Genomic DNA, 20502 nt, shown 5'->3' with positions numbered 1-20502 from the left:
GGTGCTCGACTACATCCGCGACGCAGCTGAGATCTATCGCCAGTCGTTCGCGGCTATTCGAGCCGAAGCCGACCTGACCCCGTTCCCGGAAGACATCGCGCGGGTGGTAGTCCGATTGATCCACACCTGCGGGCAGGTCGATCTCGCCGAGCATGTCGCCTATACGGATGACGTCGTCGCGCGCGTCGGTGCCGCCCTGCGCGGGGGCGCCCCCGTGCTGTGCGATTCGTCGATGGTGGCGGCCGGCATCACCGGCGCGCGGCTGCCGGCCGGCAACGAGGTGGTGTCGCTGGTGGCCGATCCGCGCGCCGCCGAGCTGGCCGCGCGCCGGAACACCACTCGATCGGCGGCCGGGGTGGAGCTGTGGGCCGACCAGCTGCCGGGCGCCGTGCTCGCGATCGGCAACGCGCCGACCGCGCTGTTCCGGCTGCTCGAGCTGATCGACGAAGGGGTTTCCCCGCCGGCCGGGGTGCTTGGCGGCCCGGTCGGATTCGTCGGGTCGGCCCAGTCCAAGCAGGAACTCATCGACCGTCCGCGCGGGATGTCCTATCTGGTGGTGCGGGGCCGCCGCGGCGGCAGCGCCATGGCCGCCGCGGCGGTCAACGCGATCGCGAGCGACCGCGAATGACCGCCCGGGGAACGCTATGGGGAGTCGGGCTGGGTCCCGGTGACCCGGAACTGGTGACAGTCAAGGCGGCCCGGGTGATCGGCGAGGCCGATGTGGTGGCCTACCACAGCGCCCGGCACGGCCGCAGCATCGCGCGCGGCATCGCCGAACCATACTTACGGCCCGGCCAGATCGAGGAGCACCTGGTTTACCCGGTGACCACCGAGGTGACCGACCACCCCGGCGGCTACGCGGGCGCGCTGGAGGACTTCTACGCCGAAGCCACCGCGCGTATCGCCGCCCACCTCGACGCGGGCCGCAACGTGGCGCTACTCGCCGAGGGCGACCCACTCTTTTACAGCTCGTACATGCACTTGCACACCCGGCTGACGCAGCGGTTCGACGCCGTCATCGTGCCGGGGGTGACGTCGGTCAGCGCCGCGTCGGCGGCCATCGCGACGCCGTTGGTGGCCGGTGACGAGGTGCTCTCCGTGCTGCCGGGCACCCTGCCCGTCGCCGACCTGACCCGCCGCCTGGCCGACGCCGACGCCGCCGTGGTGCTAAAGCTGGGTCGTTCGTATCATGCTGTGCGCGAAGCGCTTTCGGCGTCTGGGCAGCTTGACGACGCCTATTACGTCGAGCGCGCCAGCACCGGCGGGCAGCGCATCATGCCCGCCGCCGACGTCGACGAGGCGGGCGTGCCGTACTTCTCGCTGGCCATGTTGCCGGGTGGGCGCCGCGGACGGCGGTCGCCCCATGCCGGCACCGTCGCGGTGCTGGGTCTGGGGCCCGGCGACAGCGACTGGATGACGCCGCAGAGCCGGCGCGAGCTGGCCACCGCCACCGACCTGATCGGCTACGGCGGCTACCTGGACCGCGTCCCGGTGCGCGACGGCCAGCGGCGGCACCCCAGCGACAACACCGACGAACCGGAGCGCGCCCGGCTGGCGTGCACGTTGGCCGAGCAAGGGCGGGCCGTGGCGGTGGTGTCGTCCGGCGATCCGGGAGTCTTCGCGATGGCCACCGCCGTGCTCGAAGAGGCCAAAGAGTGGCCGGGAGTGCGGGTCCGGGTCATTCCGGCGATGACGGCCGCACAGGCCGTCGCCAGCCGCGTCGGCGCTCCGTTAGGCCACGACTACGCGGTGATCTCGCTGTCCGACCGGCTCAAGCCGTGGGAAATCATCTCGCAGCGCCTGGCCGCCGCGGCCGCCGCCGATCTCGTGCTGGCCATCTACAACCCGGCGTCCAAGACGCGAACCTGGCAGGTCGGCGCGATGCGCGACCTGCTGCTGGAACATCGCGAGCCCGGGACGCCGGTAGTGATCGGCCGCAGTGTTTCTGGGCCCGACGAGGACGTCCGCGTGGTGCGGCTGGCCGATCTCGACCCCGGCGAGGTGGACATGCGCTGTCTGCTGATCGTCGGTTCCTCGCAAACCCAGTGGCACGCAAGCGATTCCGGCGACCGGGTGTTCACACCAAGGCGCTATCCGGTCGGTTAATCCTTGCTGCCCCAGCTGCTGGGCAGCATCGGTACGGTGGGGCCATCGCTGAACCCGTCGCGGGTCAGCGTCGCCAACCCGGCGGGCTGGGTGACACCGGATTTCGTTGCCGCCCCGGCGAATCCGAGCGGTCCCGCGCCCTGACCCGAGTCGCGCACAGTGTCCGCGTCTTCGCCCTCCACGCCCGAGTCCTCGTCGAGGTCCATGAATTCGTAGCGGTACGCGCGGTCCGTGGCGGTCCCGGCGCGGCGCCGACGCGCCCTTGCCATCTTCTTGGCCGCTGCCGCCGCCGCGGCGGCGGCGGGCGCGTCGACGTCGTCGGGCACGGGCTCCTCGGACTTGCGGCGCGCCCGCCCGCTCGCGCTGCCGCGCGCCGCAAGCCCCGACAGTCCCACCGCGTACAAGGCATCGGACATGCCCGCGCCGATGCCGTCCGTGGCCGTGGGACTGAAACCGGCGCCCGGCCCGCCGCCGACGGGTCCGGCGCCGGCCGGCGAGGCCACCGTCGGTGCGGGCGAGCTGGACATCGTCGGAGCGTTGCTCACGCTTGCCGGCGCGGTGCTGATGGTCGGACTCGCCGCGGACGCCATCGGCGCCGGTGCCGGCGCGGAAGCGGGCAGCGGCGGGGCGACCGAGAGCGGGGCCGCGACGCTGACCGCGGTGACCGCCGCCGCCGCTCCCCCTGCCGCGGCGGCGCCCAGGACGGAGACGACCATTGGGGCCAGCACCACGGCCATCTGGATCGCGGCCTGCATGAAGGGCCAGAAGATCATCAGCGTGTGGAAAATCGCCCAGCCGAGCGCGCTGGAGAGGGCCGGCGAGAAACCCAACTGACCGAAGAAGGAGGCGAGACCGTTGACGAAAGGCATCGGCGGGAACGGCCAGCCACCGGGATTGAGGTCTTTGGACACCGGCCAGGCGAAATTCTTGGTGTACTGCTGCAGCCACGCCGTGAGCTGGTCCTGCCAGGACGGATAGGTCTGCGTCGCCTGCTGCTGGGTGTCGGCCGCCTGCAGACTCGCGACGCTCGCCTCCGCTCCCGGGATGACGATCGCCGGCGCCGGCGCGGTGGCAGGAACCGCCGCGAGGGCCGATTCACTGACGGCCTGGTAGGTGGTCATGGTCGCGGCGGCTTGCACCCACATGCGCGCATATTCGGCTTCGTTCACGGCGATGGGGATGGTGTTGATGCCGAAGAAATTCGTCGCCACCAACGCCGCGTGGGTCGCATGGTTAGCGGCGAGCTCAGGCATCGTCGGCATGGCGGCCAGGGCCGCGGTGTAAGCGTCGGCCGCCGTCTCGTGCAGCGCTGCCGCGGTCGCGCTCTTGGCGGAGCTTTCAAGCAGCCAGCCCAGGTACGGGGCGTGGGCCGCGACGTACTGTTCGGCGCTGGGGCCCTCCCATGCACCGCCCTGCACGGCGCCCAGTAAGCCGGTGAGTTCGTCTGCCGCCTCGCCGTATTGAGTGCCCATCTCCGACCATGTCGCGGCGGCGGCGAGCAGCGGCCCGGGTCCGGGGCCGCTGCTGAGCAACGTCGAGTGCACCTCAGGCGGGAAGGCGATCCAGATCGGGGCGGTCATCGTCGGTGGCCTTCGGGCACGAACACGAATACCTCTTCGGTGAATGTCGGGGCTGTTGACGTTCAGTGGTCGGTTTGCCGGACGGTTTAGTTCCCGCCGTCTGATTTCCCTGGTCTTTGCGCGCGGACCGGGCATGCGCAACGATGCAGGGATGCGGTGTGACGCGGTGCGTGAGGCGCTTTCGGCTCGACTGGACGGCGAACGTCCCCAGGTGCTCGCGCAGCAGGTCGACGCCCATCTCGAATCGTGCCGACGTTGCCGCTCCTGGCTCATCGGCGCCGCGGCCCAGACTCGCCGGCTGGCCACGGTCGAGCCGGCCGACGGGCCCGACCTGGTCACGAAGATCATGGCGAGCATCGGCGAGGAGTCGTCCGGGCGCCAGCGCCGGATGCGCTGGCTTCGCTCGCACTACCGGCGATGGGGCCTGATCGGTGTCGGCGTGTTCCAGGTGGCGATCGCTGCCGCCCAGATCAGCGGCATCGATTTCGGGATGGTGTCTAGCCACATGCACGGCGCGATGTCCGGTGAGCACCTGATGCACGAGTCCACCGCCTGGTTGCTGGCCCTGGGCCTGGCGATGGTTGCCGCGGGTGTCTGGCCCGTCACCGCGATTGGCGTGGCGGCGATTACGGGGGTCTATTCCGTCGCACTGTTGGGATACGTAATCGTCGACGCCTTCGCGGGCGACGTCACGGCAACGCGGATCGCCAGCCACATGCCCTTGCTCCTGGGCCTCGCGTTCGCGCTGCTGGTGGCGCGGGAACGGGTCCGATCAGACCGAGCCGGCGCCTCCGACACGGCGGACGACGCCGACTGGTCGGCGGACTCCCCGGTCGCCCGGCGACGCGGTCACCTCTGGCCCATCAACCGGGCGGCCCTCGACCCCACCGCAGCCCCTACGACAGGCCGTCGTAGACTCAGTCCGCCCGCGAAACAAAGGTGGTTCGCCATGGTCGCGCCCAGCGATGACGAGGCCGTTACCGAACTCGCGTTGGCCGCCGCGCGTGGGAATGACCGGGCGCTAGAGAGTTTCATCAAAGCCACCCAGCAAGACGTGTGGCGGTTTGTCACATATCTGTCCGACGCGGGCAGCGCCGACGACCTCACCCAGGAGACGTTCCTGCGCGCGATTGGCGCCATCGAACGGTTCTCCGGGCGCTCGAGCGCCCGGACCTGGCTGCTCTCCATTGCGCGCCGCGTCGTGGCCGACCACATCCGCCACGTGCAGTCGCGGCCGCGCGCCGCCCTCGGCGCCGACCCGGAACACGTTCTGCGCGGTGACCGCCACGCCCGGGGGTTCGAAGACCTGGTCGAAGTGACGACGATGATCGCGAGCCTCACCCCCGAGCAACGAGAAGCTTTGTTGCTCACCCAATTGCTCGGACTGCCCTACGCCGACGCCGCCGCGGTGTGCGGCTGCCCGGTGGGCACCATCCGGTCCCGCGTCGCGCGCGCCCGCGACGCGCTGCTGGCCGCCGACGCCGAGCGCGACGACCTGACGGGCTAGTTGTGCAGCGCCGCTAGCCATTTCGCGGCTTCGTCGACGCTGCCGACCGCCGTCACCCCTGCCGGTAGCGGCGGGCGCGCCACCACCACCAGCGGAATGCCCAGTGCCGCAGCGGCATCCAATTTCGCCCGCGTCATCTGCCCGCCGCTGTTCTTGGTGACCAGGGCGTCGATGCGGTGTTCGCGCAACAGCGCGAGCTCGTCGTCGTAACGATACGGGCCGCGGGAGAGCACCAACTGGTGGCGGCGCGGCAGCGACGCGGGGTCGGGTTCGGTGACCGCCCGGATCAGAAACCATGCGTCGCTGCCCGCGAATGCCCTCGTCCCGGAGCGTCCCGTGGTGAGAAACACCCGCGAGAAGTCATGCTTTGCAACGGCTTCCGCCGCTTTGGTGTCCGAGTCGACGACTATTGCGTCGCCGGGATCCCACGCCGGTCGGGCCAGCACCAGATGCGGGATCTGCAGCTCAGCGCAGGCTTGTGCAGCGTGTGCGGTCATGGTGGCCGCGAACGGGTGGGTTGCATCGATGACGGCGCCGACGCGTTCATCGAGCAGCCATCGCCGTAGCCCGTCGACGCCGCCGAAGCCGCCGACGCGGACCGGGCCGACCGGCAGCGCGGGGTCGGGCACCCGGCCGGCGAGGGAACTGACGATGTCGACGCGTGGGTGCAGGACCTCCGCCAGCGCACGCCCTTCGGCCGTGCCGCCGAGCAGCAGTACCCGCATCAGTGCCCGCTCCCCCGCGATCGCCCAGTCGAATACAGATAGCTGTCGGTGAATCCCTCGGCGGCCAGCACATCGCCGACGACGATCACCGCCGTCTTGGTGACGCCGGCCCCCCGCATCTGCCCGGCGATGTCGGCGAGCGTGCCGCGCAGCACCACTTGCTGCGGCCAGCTGGCGAAAGCCACAACGGCAGCCGGTGTTTCGGGTCGGTAGCCGCCTTCAAGGAGTTGCGGGACGATGGCATCGATCTGGGCCGCGGCCAGATGCAGGACCAGCGTGGCGCCGGATTGGGCGAGCGCGATCAGGTCTTCACCGGGCGGCATGGCGGTCGACAGGGTGGCGACCCGGCTCAGGGTTACGGTCTGCGCGACACCGGGAACGGTGAGCTCGCGCTTGAGCGCGGCCGCCGCCGCGGCGAACGCCGGTACACCGGGCGCGATTTCGTAGTCGATGCCCAGCGCGTCGAGCCGGCGGCATTGCTCGGCCAGCGCGCTGTAGAGCGACGGGTCACCGGAGTGCAGCCGCGCCACGTCATGGCCGTCGGCGTCGGCGTCGGCCAGTTCGGCGATGATCTGCTCCAGCGTCAGCGGGCCGGTGTCAATGACTTTCGCCCCGGGTGCGCACAGGGCCAACAGGTCGTCGGGCATGATCGAACCCGCATACAGGCACACCGGGCATCGCTGAAGGAGCCGCTGGCCGCGGACGGTGATCAGGTCGGCCGCGCCCGGACCCGCACCGATGAAATACACGGTCATGTCGTCACCGCCCACTGGGTGACCGGCATCTGCGGGCGCCATCCGGTGAAGTCCCCGAGCGGCTCGCCCTGATAGTGCTGGAAGCGCCGCAGCCGACCCCCCAGACGCGAATATGACTGCGCTAGAGCCGCTTCGGATTCCGCGGTGACCGCATTGGCGACGAGGCGACCACCGGTGCGCAAGTGGTCGAGGCATGCATCGAGCAGACCGGGCTGGGTGAGGCCGCCGCCGATGAAGATGGCCGCCGGTGGCTCGAGCCCGTCAAACGCTCCCGGGGCGTCGCCGCGGACTTCGATGTCGACGCCGAACGCCGCTGCGTTGTAACCGATGTTGCGGCGCCGCTGTTCGTCACGTTCGAATGCGACCGCGCTACAACCGCTCCAACTCAAACACCACTCGACGCCGACGCTGCCCGAGCCCGCACCGACGTCCCAGAGCCGTTCGCCCGGACGTGGGGCCAGCGCCGCGAGCGTCACCGCGCGGATTCCGTGCTTGGTGATCTGCCCGTCGTGGGCGAACGCGTCGTCTGGCAGCGGCGACAGGCGATCGTCGGGCAGGTAGCGGATGGCGACGACGTTGAGGTCGTCGACGTCCGCCGACGCGCTGTCTGCCCAGTGGCGTGCGGTGCCGTCACGACGGTGTTCCGTTGGGCCGCCGAGGTTTTCCAGAACGGTGAACTCGGAGTCGCCGCGGCCATGCACGTCGAGGAGTGCGGCGAGTTCTTGGGGTGTGGCCGCGTTTTTCGACAGCACGATGGCCTGGCCGCCGCGGCGAACCGCGGTGTGCGGCTGCGCGGTGACCAAACTGATCACCTCCGTGTCGTGAAGGTTCCAGCCCATCCGCGCGCAGGCCAGCGTCACCGAGGACACATGCGGCAACACCCTGACTTGTTGCGGTCCGTACAGCCGGATCAACGTGCCCCCGATGCCGTGCAGGAGCGGGTCGCCGCTGGCCACCACGTGGATGTCTTCGGCGTGGCGGTCTCGCAGGGTCTGCAGGGCGGGCAGCATCGGGGAGGGCCACTGCCGGCGCGGCGCGGTGATGGTGTCGTCGAGCAGGTCGAGTTGCCGCTTGGACCCGTAAATGACTGTGGCCCTTCGTAATTCACGACACGACGTTTCAGCGAGCCCAGCCATGCCGTCGGCTCCGATGCCGACCACGATGATCATCGCGGCATCCTGCGCCAGATGAACTGCGGCAGCAGCCGCATCACGGCGGCGGCCGGCCCAAGCGCCCACGGGATCCATACGGTCCGCCGGCCCTTCGCCAGCGCTCGCGCCGTGGCCTTGGCCACCTGCGCGGGGGTGCTGGACAGCGGCGCCGGATCCATACCGCGCGTCATGCGTCCGATCACGAAGCCCGGACGGGCGATCAGCAGTTTGACCCCGGTGCCATGCAGGGCGTCGGCCAGGCCGTTGGCGAAGCCGTCCAGGCCGGCCTTGGCCGAGCCGTAGACGTAGTTGGCGCGACGCACGCGCGCGCCGGCGATCGAGGAGAACACCACCAGTTCGCCTTTGCCGGCTTTGCGCATGGCAGTGGCCAAGTGGGTGAGCATGCTGACCTGGGCGACGTAATCGGTGTGCACGATGGACACCGCGTGCGCGGCGTCAGTCTCGGCGCGGGACTGGTCGCCGAGGATTCCGAACGCCAGCACGACCGTGGCGATGGGGCCGTGATCGGCGACGACGGAGGCGACCAGCGGCCCGTGCGACCCCAGATCGTCGGCGTCGAACTCCTCGGTGTGCACCGCCGTCGCGCCGGCGGCTTTGAGCGCAGCGACCTGCCCGTCGAGTTGATCGGCCTTGCGGGCGGCCAGCACCACTGTCGCCCCGGGCGCCAGTAACCGCGCCAGCTCGATGCCGATCTCGCTGCGTCCGCCCAGGATTAGTACTGGTCCTGCGCCCGTGTCGTCCACGGGTGCGATTATCGCCTGCGCTAGCGTGGGCGGTGATGGCGAATACCACTACCCGGCTCACCGACGATGCGCTGGCGTTTCTGTCCGAACGGCATCTGGCCATGCTGACCACGCTGCGAGCCGACAATTCGCCCCATGTGGTGGCGGTGGGCTTCACGTTCGATCCCAAGACGCACATCGCGCGGGTCATCACCACCGGCGGTTCGCAGAAGGCGGTAAACGCCGATCGTGGCGGGGTGGCGGTACTCAGTCAGGTCGACGGCGCGCGGTGGCTGTCGCTCGAGGGCCGGTCCAAGGTGAACAGCGATGGCGACGCCGTCCGCGATGCCGAACTGCGGTACGCCCAGCGGTATCGCACCCCGCGTCCCAACCCGCGGCGAGTGGTTATCGAGGTGCGGGTGGAGCGGGTGTTGGGATCGTCGGGATTGCTGGACCGGGGCGAGCAGTAGCGGCGACGCATTCGCCGACAGACGATTTCAATGCGACCCGGCCCACCTTCGGCCATGCGTCTGTATCGTCCGTCTTACTGGCCTTTCCTGCGTGGGTCAAATTCAGTACCCGAAATGTCATCCCAAAACTTGGGCGATACATCTGTCACTCGATCTTCCGGAGGAACCGCGTTTATCTTCTGCTCGAATTCATCGAAGATCCTTTGCGCCTCCGCCAGCTCCTCTTCTGTCGGCGGAGTTACACCTGCCTCTTCGGGTGTAGAAAACGTCTTGCCAGCGATCCTCTCGCTCACTTCTGGCCTCCTGTCGTTATCGCTCATTTGACACTCTGAACCTAGCGTTCAACCATTCGAATGACTGTTCGTCCTGTCAGCGGATCAACCACCTTACTGACGATGTAGAATTTGGTTCCAGCAGTAAACAGCACTTCTTGTTCACCAGGGAATACTGAAAACGACGAGATGTCTCGTCCTGTCTTGGAAAGAATTCTGAACTCTACATTCCCTGCGAACGATGGCGACCGTGCCACACCTGTATCCGTTGAAGTGCTTAGGAAAGCGTCCTCTGTAATAACTTCGCCGGGTCGGTAGCGAGCAAGCACCTCCGGCGGCAGATTTGTACCTCGAATTACTGGGCCTTGATACGGAGGCAGCTTAGCTAACGCATTTGTTAGTGCCTGCACGCGAACCTGTTGAGACGCGTCCACTAAACCGCTCCTTAACGCGCTATTCAGGTCTTGGTAGCCCGGTCCAGTGTAGTCGGCGAGTGCCCCGAAATCATCTGGGTCCAAACGATCACCAGGGTTTCCAGGGTAGGCGTCCTCGCCCGGCGTGGGATGCTGGCCGCCCGGCGAACCATTTCCGCCGGGCCGTTGGGCGCTCTCATTGAGAGGGGGGCTTGACCGAACGCCGGCCTGACTACCTTTCCCAGGACCACGCGGGCCGCCGGCGGATGCTGGCAATTCAGCCTCGCGACCTGCTGGGCCGGGCGCGCGTGGCGCGGACTTGACCGCCGACGCAGCTTGCGGTGAGTGCGCGACGAGGGGCACGGGCTCAACTGGAGGGCGGGTCGGCGGTTCCGGCCCACGCGGCGGAGCATGTTCAGCCAGTTGGGGAATCGTTGACGGCACCCTCTCACCAACCGCATCGCCCACCGGAACGACAGGCGTGCCGGCTGCGGGAGCTGAAACCGGTTCATGTGGGCCTTCCATCGGTAGCCGCGCCGGCTCGCGCGGACCAACTCCCGGCGCTGGCTCATGTGGACCCGCCGGCGGCGCCGAGGCTGGCCCATTCGGATGCTCCGTAGGCACCGACGCGGTGTCATGCGGAGCCGCTGGCGGCACGGACGCTGGCTCGCGCGGACCGCTCATTGGACTGGGTGCGGGCTCATGTGGCGCCTCTACCGGGGCCGAAGCGTGCTCATGCGGAGCCGCACGCGCCGGATTGGCCGGGGTCTCTGCCTGGGCAGACGCCGGATCATGCGGATCGCTCATTGGACCGGGTGCGTGCGACGGCTCTTCGGGCACCGCCTCAGGTCCTCGCGGACCTGGACCAGCCGGGTTCTCCGACAGTGTCGCCGGCGGCTCGTGAGGACCACTGCTACCCGTCTGAGCCCTCGGAGCCTCGGAGTGCGCGAGCACCGGATCGTGCGGACCAGCCCCCGGTCCGGGAACCTCCGGGGGCGGTGGATCGGCCGGGGTCTCGTGAGGCGCACTCGGTGGGCCATCCCCCGGCCGTGGCGCCGACTCGACCGGCGGCTCAAACGGTTTGCCAGATGGCAGACCCACCGGCGTACCACCAGCGGGCGGTTTGATTTCCGGCAGATCACCCGCAACGCCTTCGAGGTTCTTGGTCACGTCGCCGCCGGCCTTGGTGATGTCAGTCAGCGCGGCGCGCGCTCCCGCTGCGCCTTCCCCACCGGCGCGCCCAGCAGCGCCACCCGCGGCCTCGGCCTCTTCCCCTGCGCCACGTGCAGCCGCTCCCGCACCATCGGCCGCTGCACCTGCCTCGCCGAGGCCTGGGGCGATCAGCGTGAAGCCGTCGAATGCGACTTCACCGGCGGCCAATCCCGGCCGAGCCGTACTCCAATCCTTCGCATGCACAAGGCCTTTCAGCTCCTGCAGCCTCGCTTCTGCGAATTCGTTGGGATTGACCGCGGCATTGATCAAACTTTCTTTCCAGGCGTTTTTCACCAAGCCGGTCCACGTGGCGGCCGCACCCTGGGGATCGGCGGCGATCCAATGCGGGCTCAGGTCGACGAGGCCCAACCCCATGCCGACCACACCTTTGAGGACGCCCTCCTGGGCATTGATCCAGGTGTCGGCTATCGTCGCGATGGGGTTACCGACGTCGTCCCCGAGGAATTGGACGAGCCCGCGGCGCGCGTACTTCTCGCATGTGGTGACCGCGCGATCGGCCTCTTGCATGACGAACCTGATCGCGTCCTCGCAGGCCCTGGCTTCCTGCCCAAGATGCTGCAGCACTGCATTGATGTCCTTGACGATCTGTTTGATCTCGTCCCACGCGTCGCCGTCGATGATGAGCATCACGTCGTGACCGAGGTCGCCCAGGGACTCGATGCGACGCAACAGATCCCGGATCGCGGTTTGGGCGTGGTCGACCTTATTCGCGAACGTGTCGATGGTGCGGGCCAATGCGTCGCACAGGTCGCCGATAGTCGCTGTCGACGAGCCGATTTCGGTCAACGCGTGGTCGATCTTCTCGCCTTCAGGAATGTGTTGGCCGTCGAACAGCATCTTGGACGCGTTGAGGCTCCCCTTCACACCGGTGGCTGCCGCACCGAAGGCGCGCCAACGAGATGCAGCCGCACGCAGACCCGCCACGTCGCCGTCGGGCCATGCCTCGAGGACAAACGATTGCACGAGCGCCCACAGCGGAGGAGGCGGCTGGCCGGGCCCCCACGTCCCAGGCGGCCCTGGCGCGGCAAGCTCGGCCGGCGGGGACGGTGGCGTCAAAGCACCACGTCCGCCGCCCAGCGTCGACGCCGCGTCGACGTGGGAGTAGTTCGACGCGCCTTGCTGTATGACGGCCCCGCTTTTCCGGCAGGCGTTGACGGCGGCAGCGGCCGCCTTCAGCACCGACTCGGCCTTCTCCTGATACGTCAAGCCGAACACCTCGCCGGCTCGGTCAACACCGGTGTGGGCCGAAAAGCCGGCCGTCAAGATCGACAGGTTCGCCGCCAAAGCGTCGCCAGCGGCTGCCACCGCGCTACCCGCGGCGTACAACGCCTCGGGATCCACCGCTAACGGAGCCACGCGCGAAATTCTCGTCCAGCCCGCACGCAGGCGCTATTCACCCAGTGATGGCTTTGCCAAGCTAGCCGCGCTCACAACGGAGCCACAACTCATTCGTCAACAACCTGTGCGGCCAACGTGATGCGGTGCCGTCCCGCCGGCACCGCGAAGGCCGGTCCGGCTGGCCGACCGTCAAGTTGCACACTGAGCCCGCCAGGCAGCCCATGCAGGGTGATCCGGGCGGCGGTGTCGGTGGCCACCGTGATCGTCGATGCCGGCAAGGCGGCCAGTCCGGCCCGCTGGACATCAACCGTGATCCCGGCTACGCCGGTGAGCCGCAGCGTGAGATACGGCAACGGACCGACCGGCGGGCCCACCCGCCAGTCCAGTTCGCTGTACACACCCGGGGTCGGGTCGAAGTTCAGGATGAACCCGCGATGATGCCGAACGGTGTGGGTGGGGTCCGGGCGCGCATACGAACGTGCGTCGACTTCGGCGACGGCCCCGCGCCGCGCCGTCACAGCGGGGTCCGCCGTCAGATCCGACAGCCACCACACCCGATGCGGCCCGATACCCAGGTCATCGCGCACCAATTGCGGATGCCACGCAAACGTGATGTGTCCCGGATCCGCTTGGCGTAAGCCGGTTTCCATGTGGGCGATCGGGTCTTCGAACTTGTCCTGCAACACCCAGGCGATGTGATCCTCGAGCGGATACACGGTGAATCGGTGCCGGTAGCCCAGCCTGTCGAGTTCGAGCACCTGTTCGGCGGCCGACGGGAACGGCACCAGCTCGTCGACCAGCCCGTGCGCGATGACATAGGGCAGCCAGCGGGCGTTCACCAGCAGCTTCCAGGTATCGCCCTCGCGGGCACACGGCGAGTCCGGGTCGAGATCGGCCGGGATGTCGACGTCGGGAAGCAGCCGCACCCCGCACGCCGGCGGACCGGCCAGCACGACCGCCTGCGAAAACACTTGCGGATAAGTCAATCCCAACTTGTAGGCCGCATAACCACCCATCGAGTAGCCCGAGATCACGGTGCGATTGGGATCGGTGCCCAGTTGTTCGGCGACGCGCGCCCACACTTCCCAGACGTCGAGTTCTCCGGTGTCGAAATACCACGTCGACGGGCCTCGGGCCAGCGGCGTGACCACCACCGAGTCGCGGCCCTCGCACACTTGATGCAGCAAACGGGGGTCGATGGCGGCGAACTGGCTCTGTCCCAGGGCGAGCGAATGCAGCAACAGGGTCAAGGGCAGCGTGCGGCCCGGCTTGAAAGTCGAGGGCAGGCATACCGAATACGGCTGCACCCGGCCGAGGAACTGCGGCTTGGTGCTCAAGATGTCGTCCGCGGCGACACCCTGGCCCAACTCGACCGAGGACACGTACCACCGCGTCGACGGGCCGGTGATCACCGGCTCGGCGGCGGTCTCGCCGACCGCCAGCCGATCCCACGCCACCTTAACGGCGAACTTCGACACGTCGCCGCCGGTCAAGGCCTCGGCCTGGGCGGAATCCGACCAGAAGTTCAGGTGCGGCGGCTCCTGTTCGTCGGTGCGGAACGCGACGTTGTAGACGTTGGGCTGCCCGGGCAGCGCACCATGCTCGGCGGGCACGTCGGCGAACGCGTCACCCGACCCATTGGCCAGCCCCGATGCCAGCCGCACCGTCCAGGTGCCGGCCGGCTCCAGCAAGGTCCGCGGCACCTGCGCCAGAAACGATCGCGAGCCCATGTCGACGCTGTGCTGTACGGGCGTGGCGGACTGGGTGGTCAGGTCGATCAGCGCGGCGCCGCTGCCCGAAACCAGCAGGGCCATGTCGATTCCGGCCGAGCGCACCCCGGCCCCGGCGGGCCACTGCTGCGGCGCGGTCCGGGCTGGGTCGGTGTCGAGGGTGAACAGCGCGATGGGAACCGACGCGTCGAGCAAGGTGTTCCAGTCGATCCGCCACCACGTGTGGGTCGCGGTGAGCCCGATCGCCACCCGGAAGATGTCGGCGCCGTTGCGGGCAGCGGGACCATCGGGATAGATGTAGGTGCCGCGCGGCGGCGCCTGCACTTTCAGGTCGCCGATCGGCAGGCCGGTCGCCCCGTGGTCGTCGTACAGGAAATCGGTCCAAAAGAGGGCACCGCCGGCCACGCGGCCGGCGCCACAGGTCCGCGGAAACTCCTCGCCGAACGGCCATCCCGACGGCAGCGGAAGTTGCGGCTCGGGGCGTAGGGCCGCCGGCGGCACCCCCTCGGGCATCCCGCCGACCGCGACGAGCTCAGCCGGTGGCGCGGGTGCCGGTGCGGCGGGATGCACCAGTGTGTCGGCGATGTGGCGTGCGATGCGAATCGGAAGCAGAGTCAAATCGAGAAGTGACATCAAGCCCAAACGTACGCGCCGCAAAGGCCCGGATGCTAAGCCGCCGGCACCACGATCAAGTCGTGCGGCCGGTTGTTGACGGCCAGGCCGCCGTCGTCGGTCACGACGACGATGTCCTCGATGCGGGCACCCCATAGGCCCGGGAAGTAAATGCCGGGCTCGATCGAGAAGGCCATGCCCGCGGCCAGCGGCAGGTCATTGCCCGCGACGATGTAAGGCTCCTCGTGAACGGACAGCCCGATGCCGTGGCCGGTGCGGTGCACAAAAGCCTCCGCAAGCCCGGCGTCGGCCAGCACGTCGCGTGCGGCCGCGTCGACCTGCTCGGCCGTCACGCCCGGACGCACCGCGTCGACGGCCGCGCGTTGGGCGCGCTGTAGCACCGAATAGCACTGCGCCACCTCGGGTTTCGGCTCGCCGATGCTGTAGGTGCGGGTCGAGTCGGAGTGATACCCGGGCTCGTACGCCCCGCCGATGTCGACGACGACGATGTCACCGACTTGCAGTTCGCGATCCGAGTAGCCGTGGTGCGGGTCGGCGCTGTGCGGTCCGGAGCCGACGATGATGAAAGATACCTCTGAATGCCCTTCGGCGACAATCGCTTCCGCGATGTCGGCGGCCACGTCGGCCTCGGTGCGGCCGGGGACCAGAAACTCCGGCACCCGGGCATGCACGCGATCGATAGCCGCGCCTGCTTTGCGCAGCGCGTCTATTTCGCCTTCCTCCTTGACCATCCGCAGCGTGCGCATCACGTCGGTGGCCAGGACGGGCAGCACTCCGAGCACGCCGGCCAGCGGCAGCAGGTGCAGGGCCGGCATGGAATCGGTGACGGCTGCGGCCGCGGGACCGCCGCCGAACGCCGCTCCGACCAGTTGGTAAGGGTCGTCCCCGTCCACCCAATCCCGCACCGCCAGCCCCAGTTCCGCGATGGCCGACCCCTTGAGCGAGGCCAGCTCGAGCCGCGGGACGACCACCGTCGGGTCACCGGACGCCGGCAGAACCAGCGCCGTGAAACGCTCGAGGGTCTGGGCGCGCGAACCGACGAGGTAACGCAGGTCGTACCCAGGCGTGATTACCAGCCCGGACAACCCCGCGTCAGCGGTCGCCGCGGCCGCCGCCGCCAGCCGGCGGGCATACACCCCGGCGCCGAACCGATGAGATTCCATGGCAGCCAGGCTAACCGGTTGGCGTCGGCGCTGGCAGGATAGCCAGCATGCCTGCGGCCTCAGCTACGAGCGGCGACCCGCTACGCCCGGCTTCGCCGCGCTTGCGATCGCCGCTACTGCTACTCGACGGGGCCAGCATGTGGTTCCGGTCGTATTTCGGGGTGCCGTCCTCGATCACCGCCCCAGATGGCCGGCCCGTCAACGCCGTGCGCGGATTCATCGACTCGATGGCCGTGGTGATCAACCAACAACGCCCCAGTCGGCTGGTGGTGTGCCTGGACCTGGATTGGCGACCGCAGTTCCGGGTGGACCTCGTCCCCTCCTACAAGGCGCATCGTGTCGCGCAGCCAGAGCCCGCAGGTGAGCCGGACGTCGAGGAGGTCCCCGACGACCTGACACCGCAGATCGACATGATCATGGACCTGTTGGACGCCTTCGGGATCCCGACCGCGGGCGCCGAAGGATTCGAGGCCGACGATGTGCTCGGCACGCTCGCCGCCCGGGAACGCCGTGACCCGGTGGTGGTGGTCAGTGGCGACCGCGACCTGTTGCAGGTGGTGTCGGACGATCCCGTTCCGGTCCGGGTGCTCTACCTGGGCCGCGGGCTGACCAAAGCCACCCTGTTCGGGCCGCCTGAGGTCGCCGAACACTACGGTGTGCCGGAGCATCGGGCGGGGCCGGCCTACGCCGAATTCGCGCTGATGCGCGGCGATCCGTCCGACGGCCTGCCGGGCGTCCCGGGCGTCGGCGAGAAGACGGCGGCGACCCTGCTGGCTCAGCACGGATCGCTGGAACAAATCCTGGCGGCCGCCTACGATCCGAAATCGAAGATGGCCAAGGGTTTGCGCTCGAAACTGCTGGGCGCGACCGACTACATCGAGGCCGCGGGGCAGGTGGTGCGGGTGGCCACCGACGCGCCCGTCAGCTTGTCGACGCCGACCGACGCGCTACCACTGGTGGCCGACGACCCGCAACGCACGGCGAAGCTGGCGACCAAACTGGGCGTCGGGTCCTCGATAGCCCGGTTGCAGAAAGCGCTCGACGCGCTGCCGACGTAGCCGGCTATTGCGGGCGGCCGACCTCGTAGGTGCCCTTGTTGTCCTGGAAGGTCACCGTCACGTGCTTGGGGGCGCCGTCAATGCTGACGTCGCAGTCGAAGGTGGCACCCTTCTTGACGGTGGGGTTCTGGCCGTGGTTGCACTTGACGTTCTGGACGTTCTTGGCCCCATAGCCGTTGCTCTCGTCGGACAGGACTTGCTGCACACCGGTCTGCGCCTTGTTGACGTCCAGCTTGGTGGTGACGAAGAACCCGGGCTGCCAGAAGCCGAGTATCAGTACGACCGCAATGAGCAGGAACGCGATCACCCCGCCCACGCCGGCGATTACGCCGACCGACCGCTTCTTGGCCGGCTGCTGCTCGTACGGCGGGTACTGCTGCGGGTACTGGCCCGGCTGACCGTATTGTCCGGGCTGACCGTACTGTCCCGGCTGACCGTATTGCCCCGGCTGCTGGTACTGACCCGGCTGGCCGTATTGCCCCGGCTGCCCGTACTGGCCGGGCTGCGCATATTGACCGGGCTGCCCGTATTGCCCGGGCTGCTGATATCCGGGCTGCTGCGGGTATTGCTGAGGGTAGGCCTGCTCGGCCGGCTGTTGGTACTGCGGGTAATCGGCGGGCGGCGTGTAAGCCGGGGCCTGCCAGGTCGCCTCCTGGCCCGGCTGCTGCTGCCAGGGCGAGCCGACCTGGGTCGGCTCGGAGGAGTGATCGCCCTGGCCGGGCGGTTGCCACTGCTGTTCCGGTCCCTGCGGTCCGCTCATCGTCTCTCCTCAGCCCCTTGTGTCTCGGCACGAATCATCGGCGTTGTGATTTCCGCATCTACGGTAGCTTCGGCTCAGCCTACCCGGCGTCAACAGCGACGACGCCGCGCCGAACGTCGTTGATGGCGCGCTTGGCGGTGGCGCGCAGCTCGGGGTCCGGGGCGGCGTTGCGAATCTGGTCCAACAGATCGAGCACCTGCCGGCACCAGCGCACGAAATCCCCCGCCAGCAGCGGCGAGCCGGTGCCGGCCGGGTCGACGGCCGCCAGCGCGGCGGCCAGGTCGCCGGTCTTGGCCCAGCGATACATGACGTTGACGAAACCGTCGTCGGGCTCCCGACTGGGTGCGATCCGGTGTGTCTGCTCGTCGGTGCGCAACGCATACGACAACCGCGACGTTTGCTGCAGCGCCTGCCGCACGTGCTGGGTGGGCGCCTCGGCGGCGAAGGCCGCCCGCGGGCCCTCAGAGCCCCTGCTCTCGTACAGCACCGCCGAGACCACCGCGGCCAGCTCGGCGGGCTTCAGATCGGCCCACGCGCCGGTGCGCAGGCATTCGGCGACCAGGAGGTCGCTCTCGCTGTAGATGCGAGCCAGCAGCCGGCCGTCGTCGGTGACGTGGGGATCGGTTTCCGGGCCTCGAATGAAGCCACGCTCGGTGAGCAGGCCGACGATCCGGTCGAACGTCCGCGCCAGCGAATTGGTCGCGGCGGCAACCTTTTTCTCCAATTGGGCGTTGTCGCGTTCGATGCGCAGGTAGCGCTCGGCCTGCCGGACCTGGGCCTCCACGCCGGGTTCGTTGTGCGACGGGTGCCGACGAAGCTCCTCGCGCAACGACGCCAGCTCGGGGTCGTGGAAGCCGTCGTCGTCGCCGCGACCGCTGCGCCGCCTCGCCGGAACGGCCAACCCGGCGGCCGCCGACCGCAGCGCGGACGCCAGGTCACGACGGACCCGCGGTTGCCGGTGCTCGACCCTCTTGGGCAACGGCATCGAACCGACCGGGGCCGCCGCTCCCGAGTAGTCGGCCGTCGAAATCCGGCCGGCCCAGCGGTTTTCGGTGAGCACCAGCGGGCGCGGATCGTCGCCGTCGCGGGCGGATTCCAATACCACCGCCAGCCCGCCGCGCCGGCCGTGGGTGATGTTGATGATGTCCCCGCGCCGCAGCGCGGCCAGCGCGTCACTGGCCGCCTGCCGCCGCTGCAGCCGCGACGCGCGGGACTGCGCGCGCTCCATCTCGGTGATGCGCGCACGCATCCGGGCATAGTCCAGGATCGGCGCCTTCGGCCCGCCGAGCTCGGCGGCGATCTCGCCGAGCATCGCCGTGCCGCGCTCGATGCCGCGGACCAGGCCGACCACCGAGCGGTCGGCCTGATACTGGGCGAACGACTGCTCCAGCAGCCGATGGGCCTGCTCGGGACCCATCTGTTGCACGAGGTTGATCGTCATGTTGTACGACGGGGCGAACGAGCTGCGCAGCGGGAAGGTGCGGGTGGACGCCAGGCCCGCCACGGCGGCCGGCTCGGTGTTCTCGTCGGTGGGATTCCACAGCACCACCGCGTGGCCCTCGACGTCGATGCCGCGCCGCCCGGCGCGCCCGGTCAGCTGCGTGTACTCCCCCGGCGTCAGCGGCATGTGCTGCTCGCCGTTGAACTTCACCAGACGTTCGAGCACCACCGTGCGGGCGGGCATGTTGATGCCGAGCGCCAAGGTCTCGGTAGCGAAGACCGCCTTGACCAGCCCGGCGGTGAACAGCTCCTCGACGGTGTGCCGGAAAACAGGCAACATCCCGGCGTGGTGGGCCGCCAGACCGCGCAACAGCCCCTCGCGCCACTCGTAGTAGCCGAGCACCGCCAGGTCGGCGTCGGCAAGATCACCGCACCGGTGCTCGATCACCTCGGCGATCTGCGCGCGCTCCTCCTCGGTGGTCAGCCGCAGCGGCGAGCGCAGGCACTGCTGGACGGCGGCGTCGCAGCCGGCGCGGGAGAACACGAACGTGATCGCCGGCAGCAGCCCCTCGGAGTTCAGCGTCGCGATCACGTCCGCCCGGCCGGGCGGACGATAGAACCGCGGCCGGCCAGGCGCACCGCGCCCGCCCCGCGACCTGCGCGGCTGCCAGTCCGACATCCGGTCCGCCTCCCGGCGATGCGCGATGTGGCGCACCAGGTCCGGGCTCACGCGCGACTCGTGGCCGGCGATCGGCTGTCCGCCGGCTTCGGAGCCGCGGTAGTCGAACAGGTCGAAGAGGCGCTTGCCCACCAAGACGTGTTGCCACAGCGGCACCGGCCGATGCTCGTCGACCACTACGGTCGTATCGCCCCGCACCGTCTGGATCCAGCCGCCGAATTCCTCGGCGTTGCTCACCGTCGCCGACAGGCTGACCACTCGCACCTCGTCGGGCAGGTGCAGGATCACTTCCTCCCATACCGGGCCGCGCATCCGGTCGGCCAGGAAATGCACCTCATCCATCACCACGTAGGAAAGCCCTTGCAGCGCAGGCGAATCGGCGTAGAGCATGTTGCGCAGCACCTCGGTGGTCATCACCACCACGGGAGCGTCGGCGTTCACCGACATGTCACCGGTCAGCAGGCCGATCCGGTCGCGCCCGTAGCGCGCGGTCAGGTCGGTGTGCTTCTGATTGCTCAGCGCCTTGAGTGGCGTGGTGTAGAAGCACTTGCCGCCCGCGGCCAGCGCCAGGTGCACGGCGAATTCGCCCACCACCGTCTTGCCCGCCCCCGTCGGCGCGCAGACCAGCACGCCGTGACCGCGCTCGAGCGCGGCGCACGCCCGCTGCTGAAAGCCGTCCAGCGCAAAGGGCAGTTCCGCGGTGAATCGGGTCAGCTCGACGAGCTCCGTCACGTCCTGTGGCACCG

The 20502-nt window shown here is 69.0% G+C and carries 16 protein-coding genes and 1 pseudogene; 6 read left to right on the top strand and 11 right to left on the bottom strand.

Features of this window, described 5'->3' with window-relative positions; genetic code table 11:
• Nucleotide 1: 1 nt before the first annotated feature.
• Nucleotides 2-628, top strand: a complete 627-nt coding sequence (locus A5750_RS00760; protein ID WP_066949011.1) for a precorrin-8X methylmutase — start codon at nt 2-4, stop codon at nt 626-628.
• On the top strand, nt 625-2106 hold the full coding sequence (locus A5750_RS00755; RefSeq protein ID WP_067260632.1) for a precorrin-2 C(20)-methyltransferase: 1482 nt from the start codon (nt 625-627) through the stop codon (nt 2104-2106). Before A5750_RS00760 ends, A5750_RS00755 begins: the two co-directional genes overlap by 4 nt.
• On the opposite strand, the gene A5750_RS00750 is transcribed toward A5750_RS00755, so the two are convergent.
• On the bottom strand, nt 2103-3686 hold the full coding sequence (locus tag A5750_RS00750) for a PPE family protein (protein WP_067260628.1): 1584 nt from the start codon (nt 3684-3686) through the stop codon (nt 2103-2105). The two genes, A5750_RS00755 and A5750_RS00750, sit on opposite strands and share 4 nt — an antisense overlap.
• A 43-nt stretch (nt 3687-3729) precedes the next feature.
• Here A5750_RS00750 and A5750_RS26495 point away from each other — a divergent pair.
• Both A5750_RS26495 and sigC read left to right on the top strand, forming a co-directional pair.
• Nucleotides 3730-4506: pseudogene (locus A5750_RS26495) on the top strand (DUF2275 domain-containing protein); the annotation flags it as partial.
• A 129-nt stretch (nt 4507-4635) separates the two neighbouring features.
• Nucleotides 4636-5193, top strand: a complete 558-nt coding sequence (gene sigC, locus A5750_RS26225) for an RNA polymerase sigma factor SigC (RefSeq protein ID WP_231989093.1) — start codon at nt 4636-4638, stop codon at nt 5191-5193.
• Here sigC and A5750_RS00740 read toward each other — a convergent pair.
• Genes A5750_RS00740 through A5750_RS00725 form a run of 4 tightly spaced genes read right to left on the bottom strand, consistent with a single transcriptional unit; the run spans nt 5190 to nt 8588 of the window.
• On the bottom strand, nt 5190-5918 hold the full coding sequence (locus A5750_RS00740) for a cobalt-precorrin-6A reductase (protein WP_067260624.1): 729 nt from the start codon (nt 5916-5918) through the stop codon (nt 5190-5192). The two genes, sigC and A5750_RS00740, sit on opposite strands and share 4 nt — an antisense overlap.
• Nucleotides 5918-6673 (bottom strand): precorrin-4 C(11)-methyltransferase, encoded by a 756-nt coding sequence (gene cobM / locus A5750_RS00735; protein WP_067260884.1) that lies wholly within the window; start codon nt 6671-6673, stop codon nt 5918-5920. Before cobM ends, A5750_RS00740 begins: the two co-directional genes overlap by 1 nt.
• Nucleotides 6670-7842 (bottom strand): bifunctional cobalt-precorrin-7 (C(5))-methyltransferase/cobalt-precorrin-6B (C(15))-methyltransferase, encoded by a 1173-nt coding sequence (locus tag A5750_RS00730; RefSeq protein WP_066949027.1) that lies wholly within the window; start codon nt 7840-7842, stop codon nt 6670-6672. Before A5750_RS00730 ends, cobM begins: the two co-directional genes overlap by 4 nt.
• Nucleotides 7839-8588, bottom strand: a complete 750-nt coding sequence (locus A5750_RS00725; protein ID WP_067260619.1) for an SDR family NAD(P)-dependent oxidoreductase — start codon at nt 8586-8588, stop codon at nt 7839-7841. The genes A5750_RS00730 and A5750_RS00725 overlap by 4 nt, the downstream gene beginning before the upstream one ends.
• 35 nt (nt 8589-8623) lie before the next feature.
• On the opposite strand from A5750_RS00725, the gene A5750_RS00720 reads away from it, so the two are divergent.
• Nucleotides 8624-9037 (top strand): F420-dependent biliverdin reductase, encoded by a 414-nt coding sequence (locus A5750_RS00720; protein ID WP_066949040.1) that lies wholly within the window; start codon nt 8624-8626, stop codon nt 9035-9037.
• A 74-nt stretch (nt 9038-9111) separates the two neighbouring features.
• Here the strand turns inward: A5750_RS00720 and A5750_RS25080 are convergent, their stop codons facing one another.
• The 4 genes from A5750_RS25080 to A5750_RS00705 all read right to left on the bottom strand — a co-directional run bounded on the left by A5750_RS25080 (nt 9112) and on the right by A5750_RS00705 (nt 15819).
• Nucleotides 9112-9357, bottom strand: a complete 246-nt coding sequence (locus A5750_RS25080; protein ID WP_231989080.1) for a hypothetical protein — start codon at nt 9355-9357, stop codon at nt 9112-9114.
• 14 nt (nt 9358-9371) lie between these two features.
• Nucleotides 9372-12311 (bottom strand): ADP-ribosyltransferase, encoded by a 2940-nt coding sequence (locus tag A5750_RS26220; protein WP_082959015.1) that lies wholly within the window; start codon nt 12309-12311, stop codon nt 9372-9374.
• Nucleotides 12312-12400: 89 nt separating this feature from the next.
• Nucleotides 12401-14656: an alpha/beta hydrolase-fold protein gene (locus A5750_RS00710; RefSeq protein WP_067260615.1), complete on the bottom strand. Its 2256-nt coding sequence runs from the start codon at nt 14654-14656 to the stop codon at nt 12401-12403.
• A 35-nt stretch (nt 14657-14691) separates the two neighbouring features.
• Nucleotides 14692-15819 (bottom strand): Xaa-Pro peptidase family protein, encoded by a 1128-nt coding sequence (locus A5750_RS00705; RefSeq protein ID WP_067260613.1) that lies wholly within the window; start codon nt 15817-15819, stop codon nt 14692-14694.
• Between the two features lie 101 nt (nt 15820-15920).
• On the opposite strand from A5750_RS00705, the gene A5750_RS00700 reads away from it, so the two are divergent.
• Complete coding sequence (locus tag A5750_RS00700; protein ID WP_067260610.1) at nt 15921-16877, top strand: 5'-3' exonuclease; 957 nt, start codon at nt 15921-15923, stop codon at nt 16875-16877.
• 4 nt (nt 16878-16881) lie between these two features.
• Here the strand turns inward: A5750_RS00700 and A5750_RS00695 are convergent, their stop codons facing one another.
• Together A5750_RS00695 and A5750_RS00690 are read right to left on the bottom strand one after the other, a co-directional pair.
• A complete protein-coding gene (locus A5750_RS00695) occupies nt 16882-17637 on the bottom strand; it encodes a DUF4333 domain-containing protein (RefSeq protein WP_067260607.1) in 756 nt (251 codons plus the stop codon).
• A 79-nt stretch (nt 17638-17716) separates the two neighbouring features.
• Nucleotides 17717-20488, bottom strand: a complete 2772-nt coding sequence (locus tag A5750_RS00690; protein ID WP_067260604.1) for an RNA helicase — start codon at nt 20486-20488, stop codon at nt 17717-17719.
• Between the last annotated feature and the right edge of the window lie 14 nt (nt 20489-20502).

Origin of the sequence: Mycobacterium sp. 852002-51613_SCH5001154, assembly GCF_001667425.1 — a bacterium.
Taxonomy (GTDB): domain Bacteria; phylum Actinomycetota; class Actinomycetes; order Mycobacteriales; family Mycobacteriaceae; genus Mycobacterium.
This window is presented reverse-complemented; position numbering and strand designations above follow the sequence as displayed.

What these genes read in the sequence shown, in the direction of transcription:
- A5750_RS00755 (WP_067260632.1), top strand. Translation starts at nt 625, where the DNA reads ATGACCGCCCGGGGAACGCTATGGGGAGTCGGGCTGGGTCCCGGTGAC.
- A5750_RS00750 (WP_067260628.1), bottom strand. Translation starts at nt 3,686, where the DNA reads ATGACCGCCCCGATCTGGATCGCCTTCCCGCCTGAGGTGCACTCGACG.
- A5750_RS00730 (WP_066949027.1), bottom strand. Translation starts at nt 7,842, where the DNA reads ATGATCATCGTGGTCGGCATCGGAGCCGACGGCATGGCTGGGCTCGCT.
- A5750_RS25080 (WP_231989080.1), bottom strand. Translation starts at nt 9,357, where the DNA reads ATGAGCGATAACGACAGGAGGCCAGAAGTGAGCGAGAGGATCGCTGGC.
- A5750_RS00740 (WP_067260624.1), bottom strand. Translation starts at nt 5,918, where the DNA reads ATGCGGGTACTGCTGCTCGGCGGCACGGCCGAAGGGCGTGCGCTGGCG.
- A5750_RS00710 (WP_067260615.1), bottom strand. Translation starts at nt 14,656, where the DNA reads ATGTCACTTCTCGATTTGACTCTGCTTCCGATTCGCATCGCACGCCAC.
- sigC (WP_231989093.1), top strand. Translation starts at nt 4,636, where the DNA reads ATGGTCGCGCCCAGCGATGACGAGGCCGTTACCGAACTCGCGTTGGCC.
- cobM (WP_067260884.1), bottom strand. Translation starts at nt 6,673, where the DNA reads ATGACCGTGTATTTCATCGGTGCGGGTCCGGGCGCGGCCGACCTGATC.
- A5750_RS00705 (WP_067260613.1), bottom strand. Translation starts at nt 15,819, where the DNA reads ATGGAATCTCATCGGTTCGGCGCCGGGGTGTATGCCCGCCGGCTGGCG.
- A5750_RS00720 (WP_066949040.1), top strand. Translation starts at nt 8,624, where the DNA reads ATGGCGAATACCACTACCCGGCTCACCGACGATGCGCTGGCGTTTCTG.
- A5750_RS00695 (WP_067260607.1), bottom strand. Translation starts at nt 17,637, where the DNA reads ATGAGCGGACCGCAGGGACCGGAACAGCAGTGGCAACCGCCCGGCCAG.